The following is a 16,450-nucleotide window of genomic DNA, read 5'->3' on the forward strand; positions in this document are numbered from 1 at the left end:
TCCCGGGGAGGGCCAGCCCTCCTTGAAACCCTCCCTGCCGTAGTTCTCGCCGGGAGTCACAAGCGAATGAACCTCGAACCTTTGCCTCCCGAACTGGCCGATAAAGCGGCGCGCCTGCGGGCGATCCTGCGGGGCCTGGACGGCGCGGTGATTGCCATGTCGGGCGGCGTGGATAGCACGCTGCTGGTCCATGCGACGCACGCCGCCCTGGGGGACCGCGCCCTGGCCGTCACCGCTGATTCGCCGTCGTTGCCGCGCCGCGAGTTGCGGGAGGCGGAGGAACTGGCGCGTCTGATCGGCGTGCGCCATCTGGTCATCACGACCGATGAGGTCGCCGACCCGCGCTACGCAGCCAACCCAGCCAATCGCTGCTACTTTTGCAAGCGCGAGCTGTTCACCCGGCTGCGCGCCCTGGCCGATGAGTACAATCTGCCCTGGGTGCTCTATGGCGATAACCTCGACGATCTGGGCGACCACCGTCCAGGGGCGCAGGCGGCGCTGGAGCACGGCGTGCGCGCGCCGCTGAAGGAGGCCGGCCTGACCAAGGCCGACATCCGCGCTCTGGCGCGCTGGCATGGCCTGCCGGTGTGGGACAAGCCGGCCTTCGCCTGTCTCGGCTCGCGCTTTCCCTACGGCACGCCGATCACCCCCGCAAAGCTGGCGCAGGTGGAGGCGGCGGAGGAGGTGCTGCGCGAACTGGGCCTGCGGCAGTACCGGGTGCGGCACCATGGCGACCTGGCGCGGATCGAAGTCGAAGCGGCGGATATGCCGCGGCTGGTAGAACGCGCGGTCGAGGTGGTCGAGCGTATCCGCGCGGCGGCCGGCTTCCGCCATGTGACGCTGGACCTCGCCGGTTACCGGCGGGGCAGCCTGAACGAGGGTCTGGATCTGACCGTCGCGCTCGAACCGGCGCAGCGAGGCCGGCCATGAGCGCGCCGCGGGACCGGCGGCTGGCTGCCGCGAAGCAGGTGGCGGCGCCGGCCCTTGGCCGGTGGCCGGCGCGCCTGGCGCGAACTCTGGCAGGGCTGGCCGGCCTCGCAGCGATCAGTGCAGGTCTCTGGCTGCTGTTCACCTCGCGGGCGCCGCTGGCGGGTATCGAGCGCCTCACCCTGGGCGCGACGCCGGTGACGGTATACCGGCCCGCGGTCGCGGGACCGGCCCCGGCGGTCGTGATCGCCCACGGCTTCGCCGCCTCGCAGCAGATTATGGAGCCGTTCGCGCTCACGCTGGCGCGCAATGGCTACCTGGCGCTTACCTTCGACTTTCCCGGCCATGGGCGGAACACCGCGCCCCTCCGGGGCGATCTGGCCGACCGCGAAGGGCGTTACCGGCAGTTGCGAACGGCGCTTGACGCAGTGGTGGCCTATGCCCGCGAGCGCGGCGACGGACGGGTGGGGCTGGTGGGCCACTCCATGGGTAGCGAAGCGGTGGCGCGCTACGCGATGGAGCAGCCCGACATTGCCGCGACGGTCGCCGTCTCGCTGGTCTACGAGGGAACGACGGCCACGCGCCCGGCCAATCTGCTGGTGCTCACGGGCGCGCTGGAGGGCGGCCTGCAGCCCCTGGCGGAGGCGGTGATCGTCGAGGCGGCGGGGGCGGCGGGCGTTCCCGGAGAGACGTATGGCGATCCAGCGGCGGGCACAGGGCGGCGGGTGGTCTTCGTACCGGGCGCCGAGCACATCGGGGTCCTGTTTCACCCTGTGAGCATGGCCGAAACCCTGGGCTGGTTCCAGGCGGCTATGCCGCTCAGGGCGATGCCGCCGCCCGGCGCGGGCGTTCTCGACAACCGCCTGCCGGCCCTGGGGCTGGTGTACATCGGCGCGGTGCTGCTCTACTGGCCTCTGGTGCGCCTGTTGCAGCCCATCGGTCCCCTCGGCGGGCAGACGGCGCCCTTCCCGCGGCGCGGCTGGTGGGCGACGGCGCTCGCCCCGGCGCTGCTCGCGCCCCTGCTGCTGCGCCTGATCCCTGCGGGCGATCTGCTGCCCATTCGCGTCGGCGGGCCGCTGGCGCTCTTCTTCGGCCTCTACGGGCTGCTCACCGCCGCGGGGTTGGCTGCGCTGACCCGGGGCCGGCGCGCAGCGTGGAGCGGTCTGGCCGCCTGGCGGCGCGGCCTCCTCATGGCCGTGGCCGCCGCCCTGCTGGTGGTTGGCTATGTGTTGTTGAGCTTCGGCGTGCCGACCCACCTGTTCGTGCTCAACTACTTCCCTCCGCCTCCGCGCTGGCCGGTCTTCCTGGCGGTCTTCGCGGCCATGCTGCCCTACTTCCTGGCCGACGAGCGGTTGACCCGCGGAGCGGGAGCGCCGCGCGGGGCCTATGTGCTGACGAAGGGCGCGTTCTTTGGCGGCCTGATCCTGGCCATCGTCCTCAACCCGCGCGAACTGTTCTTCCTGGTGCTGATCGCCCCGCTCTTCGTCGTCTACTTCGTGATCTACGGTCTCCTGAGCGGTCTGGTGCACCGGCAAACCCGAACCATCGTGGTAGGCGCGCTGGTGAACGCGGTCCTGTTCGCCTGGATCGTCGCGGCCACCTTCCCGCTGACGTAACGATAGGGAAAGGGGGGTTTCGCATGCCCGTGGGTGTGACGAAACGTTCTGCAGGATCGGGGTGCAGGCACCCGGCGCCCCGTAACCCGGCAAGCGTCCCGCCGGTTCGCACGCGGCGCTGGTTGCCGGTTCGCCCCGCGGCGCCGCGCTGCGCGCCGCAGGGCGCCCCCCTCCCGGCCTCCCCTCGCTGGGAGGAGGAGCGGTTCCCTCCCCCGGCGGGGGAGGGTCAGGGAGGGGGCGGGGCGGCGTCCGCCGCGAACGGACACCGCGCGTTCCCGAAACCTGGTCCGCCTCGCGCGCTGGGGATCATGCAAAATGTTTCGTCGCACCCCATACCCCTTCCGGGCGAGGCGCCGGGCGCGATTTTCGGTTATACTTGTTTGCTACGCTAGGTAAGCGCCGCTGGCGGGAGCGTCGTGAGGGCCGCCCCCTCCCGAGAATCCTATCCCAGATAGACGCCAATCCAAAATCTAAAATCCAAAATCCAAAATCCAAAATCTCACTGCGCGGCGCAGCCGCAGGAGCACCCGACGAAAACCAGGCAATGGGCGAGCGCATCTACCGAACCGAAGCGTTGATCCTGCGGCGGAGCGATTTTGGCGAGGCCGACCGGCTAATGCTGCTCGCCACGCCCGACGGGAAGCGCCGGGTGCTTGCGAAAGGCATTCGCAAGACCACCAGCAAGCTCGCGGGGCACCTGGAACTGTTTACCCGCGTCGGGTTGCTGCTCGCCATCGGACGAACCTTTGACATTATCACCCAGAGCGACATCCGCGACAGCCACGGGACCCTGCGGGCGGAGTTGCCCCGGTTGAGTTGCGCCTATTATGCTGCCGAGTTGTACGATCGCTTCTGTGAGGAGAATGACGAGCATCCCGAGCTGTACGCCTTGCTGGCGCAGACCTTTGCCGCACTGGATCGCAGCGCGAACCCCGACCTCGCGCTGCGCTGGTACGAACTGCGCCTGCTGCATTTGACCGGTTATCGCCCACAGTTGCATCGTTGCATTGTCTGCCAGGAGGTGTTGACAGAGGCCGCCGGTCGCTTCAGCCCCACCCTCGGCGGCGTGCTCTGCCCGCAGCACGAGGATGCCGACCGGGCGGCAATGCCAATGAGCGGCGCGGCCTTCCGCCTGTTACGCTACCTGCAAAGCCAGCCCCTTACGGTGGTTGAGAGCCTCCGGCTCTCCCCAGCCGTCCGGAGCGAGGCCGAGGGCCTCCTCCGGGCATATCTGCGCCGTCTCCTGGAGCGCGATCTGCGCTCGGTCGCTTTCCTGGATGAGATCCTGCGCATCGAATGAGGAGCACCGCATGGCCTACCTTGAACATCTGCTCGGTCGCGGGGAGCAGATACTCTACGTCGCCCGCCAGCATCTCTTCGTCCTGATCGCCAATATCGTGACCGAACTGGCGCTGATCGCCTTGCTCGTCGCCGCCGGTATGGCCTCGCATATGGCCTTTGATACTAGCACGCTCACCTTCGGCGGCATCACCGCCAGCAACCTGATCCTGCTGATCTGCGTCGGCATCAGCCTGGCGGTGTTGTTCAGCAGTTTCCTCGACTTTCTGCGCTGGAATAATGAACAGCACGTCGTGACCGACCGGCGCCTGCTCCAGGTGCAGGGAGTGCTGAGCAAACGGGTGAATGACGTGGCGCTGGAGAAGATCAACGAGGTCACGTTGCACCAGAGTTTCACCGGGCGCCTGCTGAACTTCGGCACAGTCACGGTCTTTACGGCTTCAGGCGATCCGGGCGTCAATGTCCTTGATCGCATCGAGTCGCCGCTGGCCTTCCAACGGGCGCTGCTCGAAGCCAGGCGCCAGTTGGAGCAGAACTACCGTTTCTTCGACCGCATCTATCGCGCTGCCCCGGCGCCCATCGCCTCCGCGCCGGCCGAGGTGCAGCGCACGCTGGAAGAACTGGCCGCGCTACGTGACCGCGGCATTCTCTCGATTGACGAGTTTGAGGCCCGCAAGCGCGAGTTGTTGAGCCGGCGGCGGTGATCCTCACCCTCCCCCCGGCCCCTTCCCTCTCCACCAAAGGTGAAGAGGGAGGGGGCGCCACGCAGCGCGCGGCGGGGAAGGGTGAGGAGCAATACCCTACCGGCAGGTGGAGGAGGAGGATGGGGAAACCAGGTCTCCCCACGCCCCTGCCGATGAAGTGACACGATCCTCCGGGTTGCAGTGCGAAGGCCCGGTTGTTGCCCGGCGAGGCAGTATGGAGGTTTATGATCGCATCGAACAGGCGCGGGCGAGGATCGCCGAGCGGCTGGCGCTCACGCCGCGGGTCGGCCTGATCCTCGGCTCGGGGCTGGGCGCGCTGGCTGATGCCCTGGAGCAGGCTGTTGTCATACCCTACCAGGACATTCCCGGGTTTCACCAGCCGAAGGTGGCGGGCCATCGCGGCGAGCTGGCGGTGGGCTTGCTGAGCGGCCAGCCGGTGGCGGCGCTCCGCGGGCGCTTCCACTTCTACGAAGGCTATACAATGCAAGAGGTGACCTTCCCGGTGCGCGTGCTGCGCGCTCTGGGATGCGACACGCTCATTGTCACCAATGCCGCGGGCGGGCTGCGTCCCGACTGGCAGGTCGGCGATATTATGCGCATCAGCGACCAGATCTTTCTGCCGGGTATGGCCGGCCACCATCCCCTGATTGGCCCGAACGACGACCGACTCGGGCCGCGCTTCCCAGCAATGGTCGGGGCCTTCGACGACGAGTTAGCGGCGCTGGCCCGCGCCGTCGCCGCGGAGCAGGGAACGCCATTGCGCGAAGGGGTATACTGTATGGTAGCCGGGCCGAGTTTCGAGAGCGCCGCCGAGTTGCGCCTGCTGCGCGCCCTCGGCGCCGACGCGGTGGGAATGTCCACCGCTCCCGAGGTGGTGGTGGCGCACCACGGCGGCATGCGCATCCTGGGCCTCTCGCTGATCACCAATCTGGCCCTGCCTGATGGCCCGCCGGCCAATCACGAGGAAGTGCTCGCCGCTGGCGAGCAGGCGCGGCCCCGCTTCGCCGCGCTGATCCAGGGGGTGCTGGCGAGGATGACCTGAGGAGGTGCGGAGATGTGGAGGTGCATAGCATAGCTCTACAGCTCAACACCTCCACACCTCCACACCTCCACACCTCTACACCTCCACACCTCTCCACAGAGTTACCAGGCAAGGAGACAGCCTATGCGCCCTCTGACCCCCCTGGAACGCATTGAAGCAATGGACGCGGCGGTGCGCGACCGGCTGGCGACGTACTGGATCGCCAGCGTTGAGGAGTTCTACGCCACGGTGCGTTCGAGCAACCAGCAGTATGGCACGGGAGTGCAGGCCCTGGCGGTGGCGCTGGAGCTTCCCGAAGAGCGGGTGCGCGCGCTGGCCGAGGCGGCCCTGCCGTTGCTGCCCGAGGGCGTCTCCTTCAGCGTGCCGGTCGAACTGGAGGTCGGCGCGGGTCTGGTGATTGACGCCTACGAGGACGTGGAGGTCGCGGCGTTCGCCCCGCCCACAACGTTGCCCGCACGGGTCGATCCGCCAGCGCACCTGCCGCCGCCCGGCAATCAGGGGGTGCGCAATTCCTGCGTGGCCTTCACCCTGGCCGCCCTCTTTCAGGCCCGCAGCGGCGATCCGACCGATCTCTCCGAGCAGTTCCTCTACTGGGCCTGTAAGGAGCGCGACGGCATTCGCGGCGACGTGGGCACCGATCCGCTCGTGGGTGTGCGGGTGTTGCAGGATCTGGGCATCTGCACCGAGACCACCTGGCCTTACCGCCCCGCTCCCAGCGACCCCATCCGCCCCGGTCACGAGCGCCCGCCCGCGCAGGCCTTCGACGAGGCCCGATTGCGCCGCGTGACCGCATTTCGGAAACTGCCGGCGAAGGGGGTGTTGCAGATCAAGGAGGCCCTGGCGCAGGGCCACCCGGTGCTGCTCGGCCTGTACATCTGGGAGCACTGGAACGGCTCGTGGCAGGGGCGCGCCCTGGGGCGCGTGCGCTTTCCGCTGCCCGGCGAGGCGCGGCGGGGCGGCCACGCCGTGGCCGTGCTGGGCTACCGTGACGACGCGGACGCGCCCGGCGGCGGCTACTTTATCGCCCGCAACTCCTGGGGCCCTGACTGGGGCGCCGAGAACCCCGACGGGCCGGGCTACGCTCACGTGCCCTACCGCCTGGTCGCCGAGAGCGGTCTGGCGGCGATTGCCATTGAAGCAGTGGAGTGCCCGCGCCCCGTATCGCGCCCGGCGAGCGGCGAGCCGGCGCCGATGGGCCGGGCCGGCCTGGAGGAGTTGCACCGCGAGGCGCTGGCGTTGCGCGCCGACCTCCAGGCGCTTACGGCGCGCGTCGAGGCCCTGGCGGCGCGCCTGGGCGCGCTGGCGGGGGCAGGCGGCGCCGCGTCTCCCGGAGCGCCGTCGTCCGAGGCGACGGCCGCGCCCGCTCCCCCTGTAGCGCCCGCGGCGGAGGAGCGACGTCTCGCTGGCGGCCCGCTGCTCTTGATTCGCGGCGAAGGCCCCGGCGCGGGCGACGAACTCTACCCCAATGGCCTCTCGCCTGAGGGGACGCCATTGCTGCGCATCGACGCTGCCGCGGCCAGCGAACTGGCCCGCAGCGCCCTCGGCGCCGAACCGCCCGAGTTGCACGGCGTCTACAGGGCGAAAAAAGAGGTTGCGGAGACGACCCACCTCGGCGTGACCCGCGACATTGACCCCCTCGATCTGGCTCAGGCCCGCTGGGCGGTGGTGATCAACGCCACCGAGAGCGCCGAGCTGATCAAAGCCATCTGGCCGCTGATCGCTCACCGCATGGCTCAGATGGGCCTCGGCGCGCCAGCGGTGACCTTTGTCGAGGGCGAGAGCGCCGGGGCCTGGGTCAACCGGCACACCGACAATGGCAACAAGAACCTGCGCGAGCACTGGGGCCAGATCCCGCCCGTGCTGACCTACCGTCCCAACGAGCGCGCCGGGCGCTGGCTGGCCCGCCACGGGGTGAGCCAGGGGCCGGTCGATCCGCGCCGCGGCGTGCCCTACTACCTGCTGCTGCTCGGTCTGCCCGGCCCGCTCCACGCTGGCGATACGCGCTTCATTCCCTTCACCTTCCAGTATGAACTGGACCTGTTCTGGGCCGTCGGGCGCCTCTGCTTCACCGGGGCCGACGGCGACCATCGCCTGGCCGACTATGCCGCCTACGCCGAACGTCTGGCTGGCTTCGAGCAGCGGCCCGACCGGGCCGGCCAGGTGCGCAAGGAGGTGATCTACTACGCCACCCAGCACGACATGGACGTCGCCACACGGCGCAGCGCCGAGGAACTGGCGCGCCCGCTGATCCGCTGGAGCGGGGACCCCGCCAATGTGCCCCACAGGCAGGGCTTCGTGGCGCGCCCCTTCGTGGCCGGCGAAGCCGGCCGGGCTGCCCTCGAGCGCATCGTGCGCGGCGAGGGCGACGCCAGGGCCCCGGCGCTGCTCTTCGCCGCCTGCCACGGCCTGGGCCTGCCGCTGAGCGACGCGCGGCTCGTGCTGCACCAGGGCGCCCTGGTGACCCAGGACTGGAACGGCGCAGGCAATGTGCAACGCGAGCACTGGTTCGCCGGCGAGGATCTGGACGCCCGGGCTCATCTGGAGGGCACAATGGCGCTGCTCTTCGCCTGTTACGGCGCCGGGTGCCCCGACCGCGACGAGTTCATCTTCGACGAGACGCGGACGCGCCCCCAGGTGGCTCCCTTCCCCTTGATCGGCCAGTTGCCGCAGCGCCTGCTGCTCAGCGGCGTCCAGGCGGTCATCGGCCACGTCGAACGGGCCTGGACCTACTCCTTCAGCGGGACCGATGGCGCCCGCTCGCAGACGCAGGCCTTTGAGGATGTGATCGCCCGCCTGTTGCAGGGCGAGCCGGCGGGCAACGCCACCGACGACTTTAACATCGTGCAGGGAGCGCGAGCCATGGCCCTCACCGAGGAACTCGAGAACATCAGGTTCGGCAAGATTGTGGACCCCCTCGAACTGGCCCAGCTCTGGGTGGCTCGCAACGACGCGCGCAACTACGCCCTGCTGGGCGACCCCGCAGCGCGCCTGCCATGGTGACCGGCGCATCCGGCAGGGATGGAGGAAACCTGGTTGCGTTAACCCGCGCGGCCGGGGCACGGGGAAACCCGGTTTCCCCGCCCTCCAACCGCTGCCGGAGCGCCTGACACCCCGGCAGGCATGCGGAAATCCGCTTTCTCCCTACCGCAACCCTCCGGGTTGCGCATCGTTTTTCAACCGGCATTGTGGAGACCACATATGACACTCGACGCCGAAACGCTATTGAACTGGTTAGGGCCGCGTCTGCCAACGTATGTCGCAGAGCTGGAGCAGGTGTGCGCGATTGACAGCCCCACCGGGTATCGCCCCGGCATTGAGGCAATGGGTCAGTGGGCGGAGAGGTGGGCAATGGCGCGGGGCTGGGAGGTGCGCCGGTTCCCCGACGCGCAGGCTGGTGACGGGCTGGCGCTCACCACGCATGGCACGGGCCAGCTCCGCGTCATGCTGGCGGCGCACCTCGACACGGTATACCCCGTAGGCACGGCGGCGGCGCGGCCACTGCGTCGCGCGGGCGAACGGCTGGTCGGACCGGGGAGCGCCGACAACAAGGGCGGGTTGCTCTCGGCGCTCTACGCGGTCGAGGCCCTGGCGGCCCTGGCGCCGCAGAGCTTCGCTACGCTGAGCGTCGTCTGCGGCAGCGACGAGGAGCGCGACAATCGGGTCTCGCAGGCCATGCTCGAAGCCCTGGCGCCTGGATATGATCTGACCCTGGTAATGGAGCCGGGCCGACCGAATGGCAATATTGTCAGCGCGCGCAAGGGCGCCGGCGTATTCGTGCTCGAGGTAACCGGGCGCGCCGCCCACGCGGGCGCTGCGCCTGAGCGCGGGATCAACGCAATCCTGGCGCTGGCCCATCAGATCATCGCCCTGCAAGGGCTCAACGGGATGCGCCCCGGCGTCACGGTGAACGTGGGCGTGATCGAGGGGGGCGATGCGCCCAACGTGGTGCCGGCGCGGGCACAGGCGCAGGTGGATGTGCGGGTGACGGCGCCGGAAGACATGGCAGCGGTGACTGCGGCGGTGGAGGCCATCGCCGCCAGGGAGACGGTTCCGGGCGCTACCAGCCAGGTGAGCGGAGGGTGGACCTTCGCGCCCATGGCGCGGACGCCGGCGATCAGCCGTCTGGTAGACCTGGCGCGGGCCTGCGCGGGCGAACTGGGCTTTACGCTTGGCGACACGGCCACCGGAGGGGCGAGTTACGCCAACCTGCTCGCGGGCATGGGCCTGCCCGTGCTGGACGGCCTGGGTCCCATCGGGGGCAACTACCACAGTCCCGACGAATACATCGAGGAAGCCAGCATCGTGCCGCGCATCGCTCTGGTGGCGCTGCTGGTCAGCCGGGCGGGCGCCAGGGGGTCGAATGAGTTGAAAGGCAACGACTAAAGTCGTTCCGACGACGGATCTTGGATGCGCGAGCTCCGCCTCCCCCCCTCCAAATGGCATTCTACCTGGCTCGCCAGTAAAGCACGATGAGCACAACCGCAGTTTCGAGCGCAGCGGCGAGGACGAAGGAAACAGGCAGGGCAACGGGGCCGAGGGGCGGAACAAGGGCGGCATTGAGGGCGATGCGCGTGGCGAGTTGCAGCACATTCGCCACCAGAGGCGTGCGCGTATCAAAGCGCGCCACCAGGCCGCGAGAGGCGATCTCAGTGACCACATATGTGGGCAAACCAGCGGCATAGATCGCCAGCAGGCGGTAGGTGAGATCGCCAGCCGCCGCATCGAACGCGCCGCGTTCGAAGAGCAGGGCGATCAGGGGGCGTCCGAGGACGACAAGCGCGATGGCGGCCAGGAGACTGGCGCCGGCAGCGATGAGCAACGTGCGGCGCAGGAGGGAGCGGAAGGCCGCCAGGTTGTTGGCGACGCCAAAGGCGGCGAGGGCAGGCAGGGCGGCCTGCCCGACGGCAAAGCCAAGCAGGCGCACCGGCAACCCGACGAGCAGCAGGGCATTGACCAGCGCTCCCACCGCGGCGGTAACGCCGCTGAGACTGGCGAAGGCGACATCGGCGATGTTCCCGGCATAATTACTTAGCCCCGAAAGGGCGTTGGGCCAGAGCAGGCGCAACGTCAGGCGCAGATCAGGATCGCTCGGCGCCCATAGCAGGCGCGGCCGGTAGCAGTGGCTGCGCAGAGCGGGGACGAGGAACACGATCTGGAGCAACGCGTCGAAGAGCGAGCCGATCGTAGGGCCAAGGATGCCCACCTGTGGAACCACAAACGCTGCGACCGTCCCGCCAATCAACGTCAGGTTGCGCAGGGCGATGGCCAGAGCAGGGAGCAGGATCTGATTGCGGCTGACCAGCAGGGCCACCAGAGCGGCCTCACTGATCACCAGCAGCACCTCGAGGAGCAAGATCCGCGTCAGGGTAACAGTGAGGGCCTGGAGGCGGGCATCAAAGCCGGGGGCCAGGATCGTGCGCACGAACAGGGGCGCGGCGAGAACGGCGAGAAGGCACAGGGGGGCGAACACCGCCAGCAACGCCGTGAGCGTCAGATTGACCAGGCGGTTAGCGGCGGGCGAACCGCCGTGAGCAAAGGCCCGCACCAGCACCGGAACCAGGGCATTGGTCAGCGCGCCGCCAGCGATCAACAGACTGATGGTTTCGGGGAGGCGAAAGGCCGCATAAAAAGCCGCGGCCTCGTCACCGAGGCCGAAGCGGGCATTCAGCAGGATCTGGCGGACGATGCCGAGGACTGCCGAGAGCAGGAATCCGGCCATGTAGAGAGCCGACGCTTCGGCAACCGTGACCTCCAGGGCGGGCCAGTCGCGGAGCGGCGTCCGCCGCAGGCGGGCAAGCAGGTTCAGAGCAGCGTGGCGCAACGACGTACCGGATGGCCCTGCCAGGGCGTCTTAAAAAACCCCGGGGAGGGCGAAGCCCTCCCGCATGCTTCCGGGTATGGCCTGTTTTCGCCTAGAACAGCAAGCCGCCATCAACGGACAACGTGATGCCAGTGATAAAGCTCGCCTCGTCGGAGGCAAGGAAGAGGTAGGCGTTAGCGATATCCTGGGGGGTGCCAAGGCGGCGCAGGGGGGTGCGTTCGCGCACGCTCTCAAGCACCTTTTCGGGCACCGTAGCAATCATCTCGGTGGCAGTAAAACCAGGGGCGACGGCATTAACGCGGATCTGGCTGGGGCCAAGCTCACGCGCCCAGGTCTTGGTCATGCCAATCACGCCGGCCTTGGCCGCGACATAGTTCGTCTGGCCGAAGTTGCCATGGATGCCGACGATTGACGCGGCATTGATGATCGAGCCACCGCCATTGGCGATCATAATCGGTACGACGGCCTTGGCGCAGAGCCAGACGCCCTTGAGGTTGACATTAATCACCGCGTCGAACTGATCCTCGGTCATCTTCTGCATCCGGGCGTCACGGGTGATGCCGGCATTGTTCACGAGGATATCAATCCGCCCGAACGCCTCGACGGTCGTCCGTACCGCGATCTCAACCGACTCGGCGCGGCTCACGTCGAGGAAGATCGCCTTGGCCTGGCCGTCGTTGCGAATGATCTCCTCGGCGGTAGCCTGGGCATTGGCCATATTGATGTCGGCGACCGCCACCCGCGCTCCCTCGCGGGCGAAGGTAAGCGCGGTTACTTTACCGATACCCTGGCCGCTACCGGTGATGAGGGCAACCTTATCTTTCAGTCGCATACCAGCTCCTTAATCCAGGGACGCCCCTGAGCAACAAAGGCGCGGCCGCACCGCCGCGCCACAGGTACAAAGCAGACGTTACTGGCTGCGCTTGGCAAGCCACGCCTCGATCTGCGGCCAGGTGCGCTTGCTCGCGCCGCTGCCGACCATCAGACCGATATGGCCGCCCTTCATCTCCAGCAACAGTTTATCGCGCGAACCGAACTTATCCATCGCCGTAACGGACTGGCAGGTGGGAACGATATGATCGCGGTCGGCGATGACATTGAGCAGATTGGCCTTCACGTTGCGCAGATCAACCGTGCGGCCCTCCATTTGCAGCGTTCCTTCCATCAGCCGGTTTTCGCGGAAGAACTCCACGATCCACTGCCGATAGGCTGCGCCGGGGAAGTTTACCCCATCGGTGACCCAGTTGTTCATCGCCAGCCAGGACTCGACCACCGCCGGGTTATCGAGGTTGTCCCACAGTTTCAGATAGTTGAGCACCCAGTTCTCGACCGGCTTAAGCATTTTGTTGCCGTAGTCGATAATCTCGCCCGGCACGTTGCCAAACTGGCGCACCAGTTCATCAACGTTGAAATAGGGCGTATTGAGCCATTTGTTAAAGGGGCCGGCCTCCTTATTTGAGAAGTCGAGCGGCGCGGTGAGCAGCACCAGATTGCGCAGGCCATCATCGGGGCGCATGGCGGCATAGATCACCGCGATGGTAGCGCCGATGCACCAGCCGCACATGCTAAACTCGCGCTTGCCGCTGTGGCGCTGCATGGCGCGCACCGCCCGCGGCAGGAATTTGAGCGAGAAGTCCTCGAAGTCATACCCTGCATCCTCAGGACCGGGCCGGCCCCAGTCGAGCATGTAGACCTCGTAGCCCTGGCGGACCATGTACTCGACGAAGCTATTGCCCGGGCGCAGATCGAAAATATCGGGCCGGTTGATAAGGGCGAAGACCAGCAACAGCGGCACCGGCTTCCGCTGTTCAGGGGGCGTCTGCGGATAGAAGTGGTACAGCTTCATTTTATTGAGCGTCCAGACCACTTCTTTGGGCGTCAGCCCGATCTGCACGTGCAGACGATTGGCGGCCAGCTTGGCCAGCGTATCGGTGCTCTTGCCAAGGCGCTCCATCTCGGCATAGAGGTTCCTGGTCAACTCTTCAACATCCAGGGCCGGGGGGCTTTGCGTAGTCATCGGCAGCTCCCTTTCTCCGTGTCGGTCTGAGTCACCCCTGGCGGCCTGACCCGTGTGCCGGGGGCCACAGGCTCATGTAACGACGCTTAGCTTTCGGCGGCAGGCTTGCGGGTCCGGCGCGGCTTCGCGGTGATTTCGGCTTCGCCCATGCCGGCCTCTTCCGTGGCCACGGCGCCATTAGCCGAAGCGACCAGTGCCAGGCCGCGCACCGCTTCCAGCACCTCGTCAAGCTGAACCTGCATGTCGTCCAGGCGCATCTCGATGTTGGTCAGGCGTGAGGCGAGGTTGATGACCTCGGCGCGCGAAGGCATATTGATCTGCGCCAGATAAGTCTCCATGTACTGGTTGACGGCCTGGCGAATCGGGGCGGAAGCTGCGAGAATCGTGTCAAGCTGTAAACCGATGGCGTTGGCGAAAACCTCCGTGTTGACCAGCGCGGCCATTCCTTTGGCCCACGCATCGAGATTAGCGTCGCGAATCGTGCGCCAGGTGCCGATCGGATCATTCGGATTCAACCCGTCGTTCGGGCTCTGGCTCATATCTGGTCTCCTTTGACGGTATGACGCAGCACAGGCGTATACGGGGCTCGACAATTTACTTTTAGGGTATTCTAGATAGTTACTGCGCGGTTACATGCCGCATGGCGCACTGTCGGGCGGTTTTGCCTGACGGCGCTCCGCCACCTTTCTACTTCCCAGAATCGGTCTGTAGAGATGTAGCGGTCCGGAGGGGTGGAGCTGTTCGCTCGCCTCTGCGCCTTCACGCCTCCACAGAGCTACGTTAAGCCGTAGACCGCATATGCCATCACTTCCGCACGGCAATCTCATACACCTGGCGCATGGGGTGCTCGACTCCGCTCAGACCCAGTTCCAGCGCGTAGCGCCCGGCGCGAGCGGGGGTGAGCCGCAGCCGGTCAACCTCGATTGGCAAACAATCCGCCGCCAGTTCGACCCGGCGGCGCACGTCGGCGAGCGGTTCGCCAGCGGGGTCGCACAGGCGCGCTTCGAGTACGGCATCCTGAAAGGAGCGGCGCGCGTCGTTGACCACGTATAACGGGAGGTCAATCGCCTCGCCGATCGCGTAGGTTCGCGGCGGGTACAGACAGAAGGCGTACTGCGGGCTGAAGGCCACCTGCATGGCGTAGTAGGATCGTTTGGGCACGCGCCAGTAATCAACCACGCTCCATAAAATGGCCGGATACGGATCAACAAACAGAAAGGGCACAATGCCGCCGGTGGGGCGGTATTTGTGGGCGCGCAGCCGGTCAATGTAATAGCGATTGATGAAGATCTGGTAGTCCTGCGACATGTCAATCATCTCGGCCAGGGATTCGGCCTCGCGCCAGGCGATCCAGTTGGACATGATATCCGCCTGGAAGCTATGGCGCGCTTTCAGGCGCTCTACGTCCGCCTCACTGAGACAGGGCGGCATGAACTTTAATGCGCTCTCCAGGTTAGGGAAGCTCTGCGCGCCAAACTCGGTGACGAAGGCCATGTTGGCAGGGAAGCGCTTGTGCATCACCTCGGCGTCGTCGAGGGTGCCGTAGTTGCGGTACCAGCCAAAGTAGACGTGCGCATCGGTGCCCTTGCGCACATAGGGGATGTCAATTTCCCCCGATGAGCGCACGACCGGGCGCGTCGGATCCTCCTGTTCGGCCACCTCTTTGAGCTGCGTATCCAGCACGTCGCGGTTCCAACTGAACCCGAAGGCTGTCCGGTACGTCCGCAGCCGGCTGAGAAGCGACTCGTCGGCGGTGTCTTCGATGACCACCGGTTCGTTGTGCATGCACCAGACGCCGATGCAGGGATGACTTCCCAGCAGCCGCACCATTAGCCGCGCCTGCCGCCGCGCCTCAGGCAGGATATGCCGCGCGTAGAGCCATTGCAGCGGAAAGTCCTGCCAGAGCAACACTCCGGCCACATTTGCGGCCTCATAGAACGCCGGATGGTCAACGTGGGCATGGACGCGCAGCAGGTTCATGTGGCAGGCGCGGGCCAGTTCCAGATCCCGGGCGCAGCGTTCGGGGGTCATGGTGGCGATGCGCATGTCGCCGGGCGGGTAGTTGTTGCCCTTGACCAGGAAGCGCACCCCGTTGAGATGGGGGATCCAGTTGCGCAACTCAAACGCGCGCACGCCGAAGGTGAGACGCTGCGCGTCGCTGAGCCGCTCGTCAAGCAGGAGTTCAATCGCGACATCGTAGAGGTCGGGCCGGCCCAGGTCGTGCGTCCACCAGAGGCGCGGGTCACGCAGCTTCAGCAGCCCGCTGAGTTCCTGGCGCCCGCGGCGCAGCATTCGGCGCTGCTCGATGATCTGCGGCTCGCCGTTGAAGGTGCGCGGCTCGAAGCGCAGGCGCAGGGTCACCTGCGCCTCGAAGGCGGCGTCTACTTCCAGGTCAAAGCGCAGTTGCGCCGCGCGCTCGTCACAGGCCAGGGTGAGCAGGCGCGCGTGACACAGCCGCACCGGGCCGCTGGCATGCAGTTCCACCGGCAGCCAGATGCCGCCGGGGTTGGCACGGGGGTCGAAGCAGTCCCAGTGGGAAAACACGCCGGTGATCATGGTCTTGTTGAGCTTGTTGCGCTCGTTGGGACAGTCAACTTCCACCAGCAGCGTGTTTTCGGCCTGGAGGACATCGCTTACCTCGATCTCCTTGGGTATGAAGTAGCCCTCGTGGAGGCCGAGGTCCACGCCATTCAAGTAGGGTTGGGAGTAGTAGAAGATGCCGTTGCAGCGCAGCCAGACGCGCACGCTCTGGCGGCGATCCGCGGGGGCGCGCTCTGGCCACAGGGCCTCGGTCGCGCGCTGCGGGTCAAAGGCGAACTGGCAGCGGTAGACCACTTTTCCGGCGTGTTCTTCGAGGCCGGGAAGTTCTTGCCAGTGGGCGGGTACGCGGGCCGGCAGCCAGCCTTCGTCGCCGCGCGGATAGATCCCGTTGCGAAAGGCCGTCAGCGGGCGGATCTGCCAGTGATCCGTAAGGGTGTGAAGAAGCATAGCCCATTATGTCGAAGGAGTGGGCGCATGGAGGGT

Annotated in this window: 12 protein-coding genes; 7 read left to right on the forward strand and 5 right to left on the reverse strand. The window is 67.0% G+C overall.

What is annotated here, in order from left to right:
• The first annotated feature begins 66 nt into the window (after positions 1-66).
• The 7 genes from larE (at position 67) to NZU74_06340 (ending at position 9,971) form a co-directional block, all read left to right on the forward strand.
• Positions 67-930: an ATP-dependent sacrificial sulfur transferase LarE gene (larE, locus tag NZU74_06310; GenBank protein ID MCS6880929.1), complete on the forward strand. Its 864-nt coding sequence runs from the start codon at positions 67-69 to the stop codon at positions 928-930.
• On the forward strand, positions 927-2,543 hold the full coding sequence (locus NZU74_06315) for an alpha/beta fold hydrolase (GenBank protein ID MCS6880930.1): 1,617 nt from the start codon (positions 927-929) through the stop codon (positions 2,541-2,543). Before larE ends, NZU74_06315 begins: the two co-directional genes overlap by 4 nt.
• A 544-nt stretch (positions 2,544-3,087) precedes the next feature.
• Entirely contained in the window at positions 3,088-3,843 is a 756-nt protein-coding gene (gene recO / locus NZU74_06320; protein MCS6880931.1) for a DNA repair protein RecO, read from the forward strand.
• 10 nt (positions 3,844-3,853) lie between these two features.
• Positions 3,854-4,546: a PH domain-containing protein gene (locus NZU74_06325; GenBank protein ID MCS6880932.1), complete on the forward strand. Its 693-nt coding sequence runs from the start codon at positions 3,854-3,856 to the stop codon at positions 4,544-4,546.
• A 214-nt stretch (positions 4,547-4,760) separates the two neighbouring features.
• On the forward strand, positions 4,761-5,588 hold the full coding sequence (locus NZU74_06330) for a purine-nucleoside phosphorylase (protein MCS6880933.1): 828 nt from the start codon (positions 4,761-4,763) through the stop codon (positions 5,586-5,588).
• Positions 5,589-5,711: 123 nt separating this feature from the next.
• A complete protein-coding gene (locus tag NZU74_06335) occupies positions 5,712-8,588 on the forward strand; it encodes a C1 family peptidase (protein MCS6880934.1) in 2,877 nt (958 codons plus the stop codon).
• 198 nt (positions 8,589-8,786) lie between these two features.
• Positions 8,787-9,971: a M20 family metallopeptidase gene (locus NZU74_06340; protein MCS6880935.1), complete on the forward strand. Its 1,185-nt coding sequence runs from the start codon at positions 8,787-8,789 to the stop codon at positions 9,969-9,971.
• A 61-nt stretch (positions 9,972-10,032) separates the two neighbouring features.
• Here the strand turns inward: NZU74_06340 and NZU74_06345 are convergent, their stop codons facing one another.
• From NZU74_06345 to NZU74_06365, 5 genes are all read right to left on the reverse strand, one after another.
• The gene (locus NZU74_06345) at positions 10,033-11,409 is read right to left on the reverse strand and encodes a murein biosynthesis integral membrane protein MurJ (GenBank protein ID MCS6880936.1); all 1,377 of its coding nucleotides are present in this window, start codon (positions 11,407-11,409) and stop codon (positions 10,033-10,035) included.
• A 91-nt stretch (positions 11,410-11,500) separates the two neighbouring features.
• Positions 11,501-12,241, reverse strand: coding sequence for a 3-oxoacyl-ACP reductase FabG (gene fabG, locus NZU74_06350; protein ID MCS6880937.1), 741 nt, complete (start codon positions 12,239-12,241; stop codon positions 11,501-11,503).
• 78 nt (positions 12,242-12,319) lie between these two features.
• The gene (locus tag NZU74_06355) at positions 12,320-13,426 is read right to left on the reverse strand and encodes an alpha/beta fold hydrolase (protein MCS6880938.1); all 1,107 of its coding nucleotides are present in this window, start codon (positions 13,424-13,426) and stop codon (positions 12,320-12,322) included.
• Between the two features lie 86 nt (positions 13,427-13,512).
• Positions 13,513-13,965: a hypothetical protein gene (locus NZU74_06360; GenBank protein MCS6880939.1), complete on the reverse strand. Its 453-nt coding sequence runs from the start codon at positions 13,963-13,965 to the stop codon at positions 13,513-13,515.
• Between the two features lie 265 nt (positions 13,966-14,230).
• Entirely contained in the window at positions 14,231-16,414 is a 2,184-nt protein-coding gene (locus NZU74_06365; GenBank protein MCS6880940.1) for a glycoside hydrolase, read from the reverse strand.
• Between the last annotated feature and the right edge of the window lie 36 nt (positions 16,415-16,450).

Source organism: Chloroflexaceae bacterium (assembly GCA_025057155.1).
Taxonomy (GTDB): Bacteria; Chloroflexota; Chloroflexia; order Chloroflexales; family Chloroflexaceae; genus JACAEO01.

Excerpts from the sequence above, each read along its gene's own strand:
- larE (MCS6880929.1), top strand. The coding sequence starts at position 67 with ATGAACCTCGAACCTTTGCCTCCCGAACTGGCCGATAAAGCGGCGCGC.
- NZU74_06315 (MCS6880930.1), top strand. The coding sequence starts at position 927 with ATGAGCGCGCCGCGGGACCGGCGGCTGGCTGCCGCGAAGCAGGTGGCG.
- recO (MCS6880931.1), top strand. The coding sequence starts at position 3,088 with ATGGGCGAGCGCATCTACCGAACCGAAGCGTTGATCCTGCGGCGGAGC.
- NZU74_06325 (MCS6880932.1), top strand. The coding sequence starts at position 3,854 with ATGGCCTACCTTGAACATCTGCTCGGTCGCGGGGAGCAGATACTCTAC.
- NZU74_06330 (MCS6880933.1), top strand. The coding sequence starts at position 4,761 with ATGGAGGTTTATGATCGCATCGAACAGGCGCGGGCGAGGATCGCCGAG.
- NZU74_06335 (MCS6880934.1), top strand. The coding sequence starts at position 5,712 with ATGCGCCCTCTGACCCCCCTGGAACGCATTGAAGCAATGGACGCGGCG.
- NZU74_06340 (MCS6880935.1), top strand. The coding sequence starts at position 8,787 with ATGACACTCGACGCCGAAACGCTATTGAACTGGTTAGGGCCGCGTCTG.
- fabG (MCS6880937.1), bottom strand. The coding sequence starts at position 12,241 with ATGCGACTGAAAGATAAGGTTGCCCTCATCACCGGTAGCGGCCAGGGT.
- NZU74_06355 (MCS6880938.1), bottom strand. The coding sequence starts at position 13,426 with ATGACTACGCAAAGCCCCCCGGCCCTGGATGTTGAAGAGTTGACCAGG.
- NZU74_06360 (MCS6880939.1), bottom strand. The coding sequence starts at position 13,965 with ATGAGCCAGAGCCCGAACGACGGGTTGAATCCGAATGATCCGATCGGC.
- NZU74_06365 (MCS6880940.1), bottom strand. The coding sequence starts at position 16,414 with ATGCTTCTTCACACCCTTACGGATCACTGGCAGATCCGCCCGCTGACG.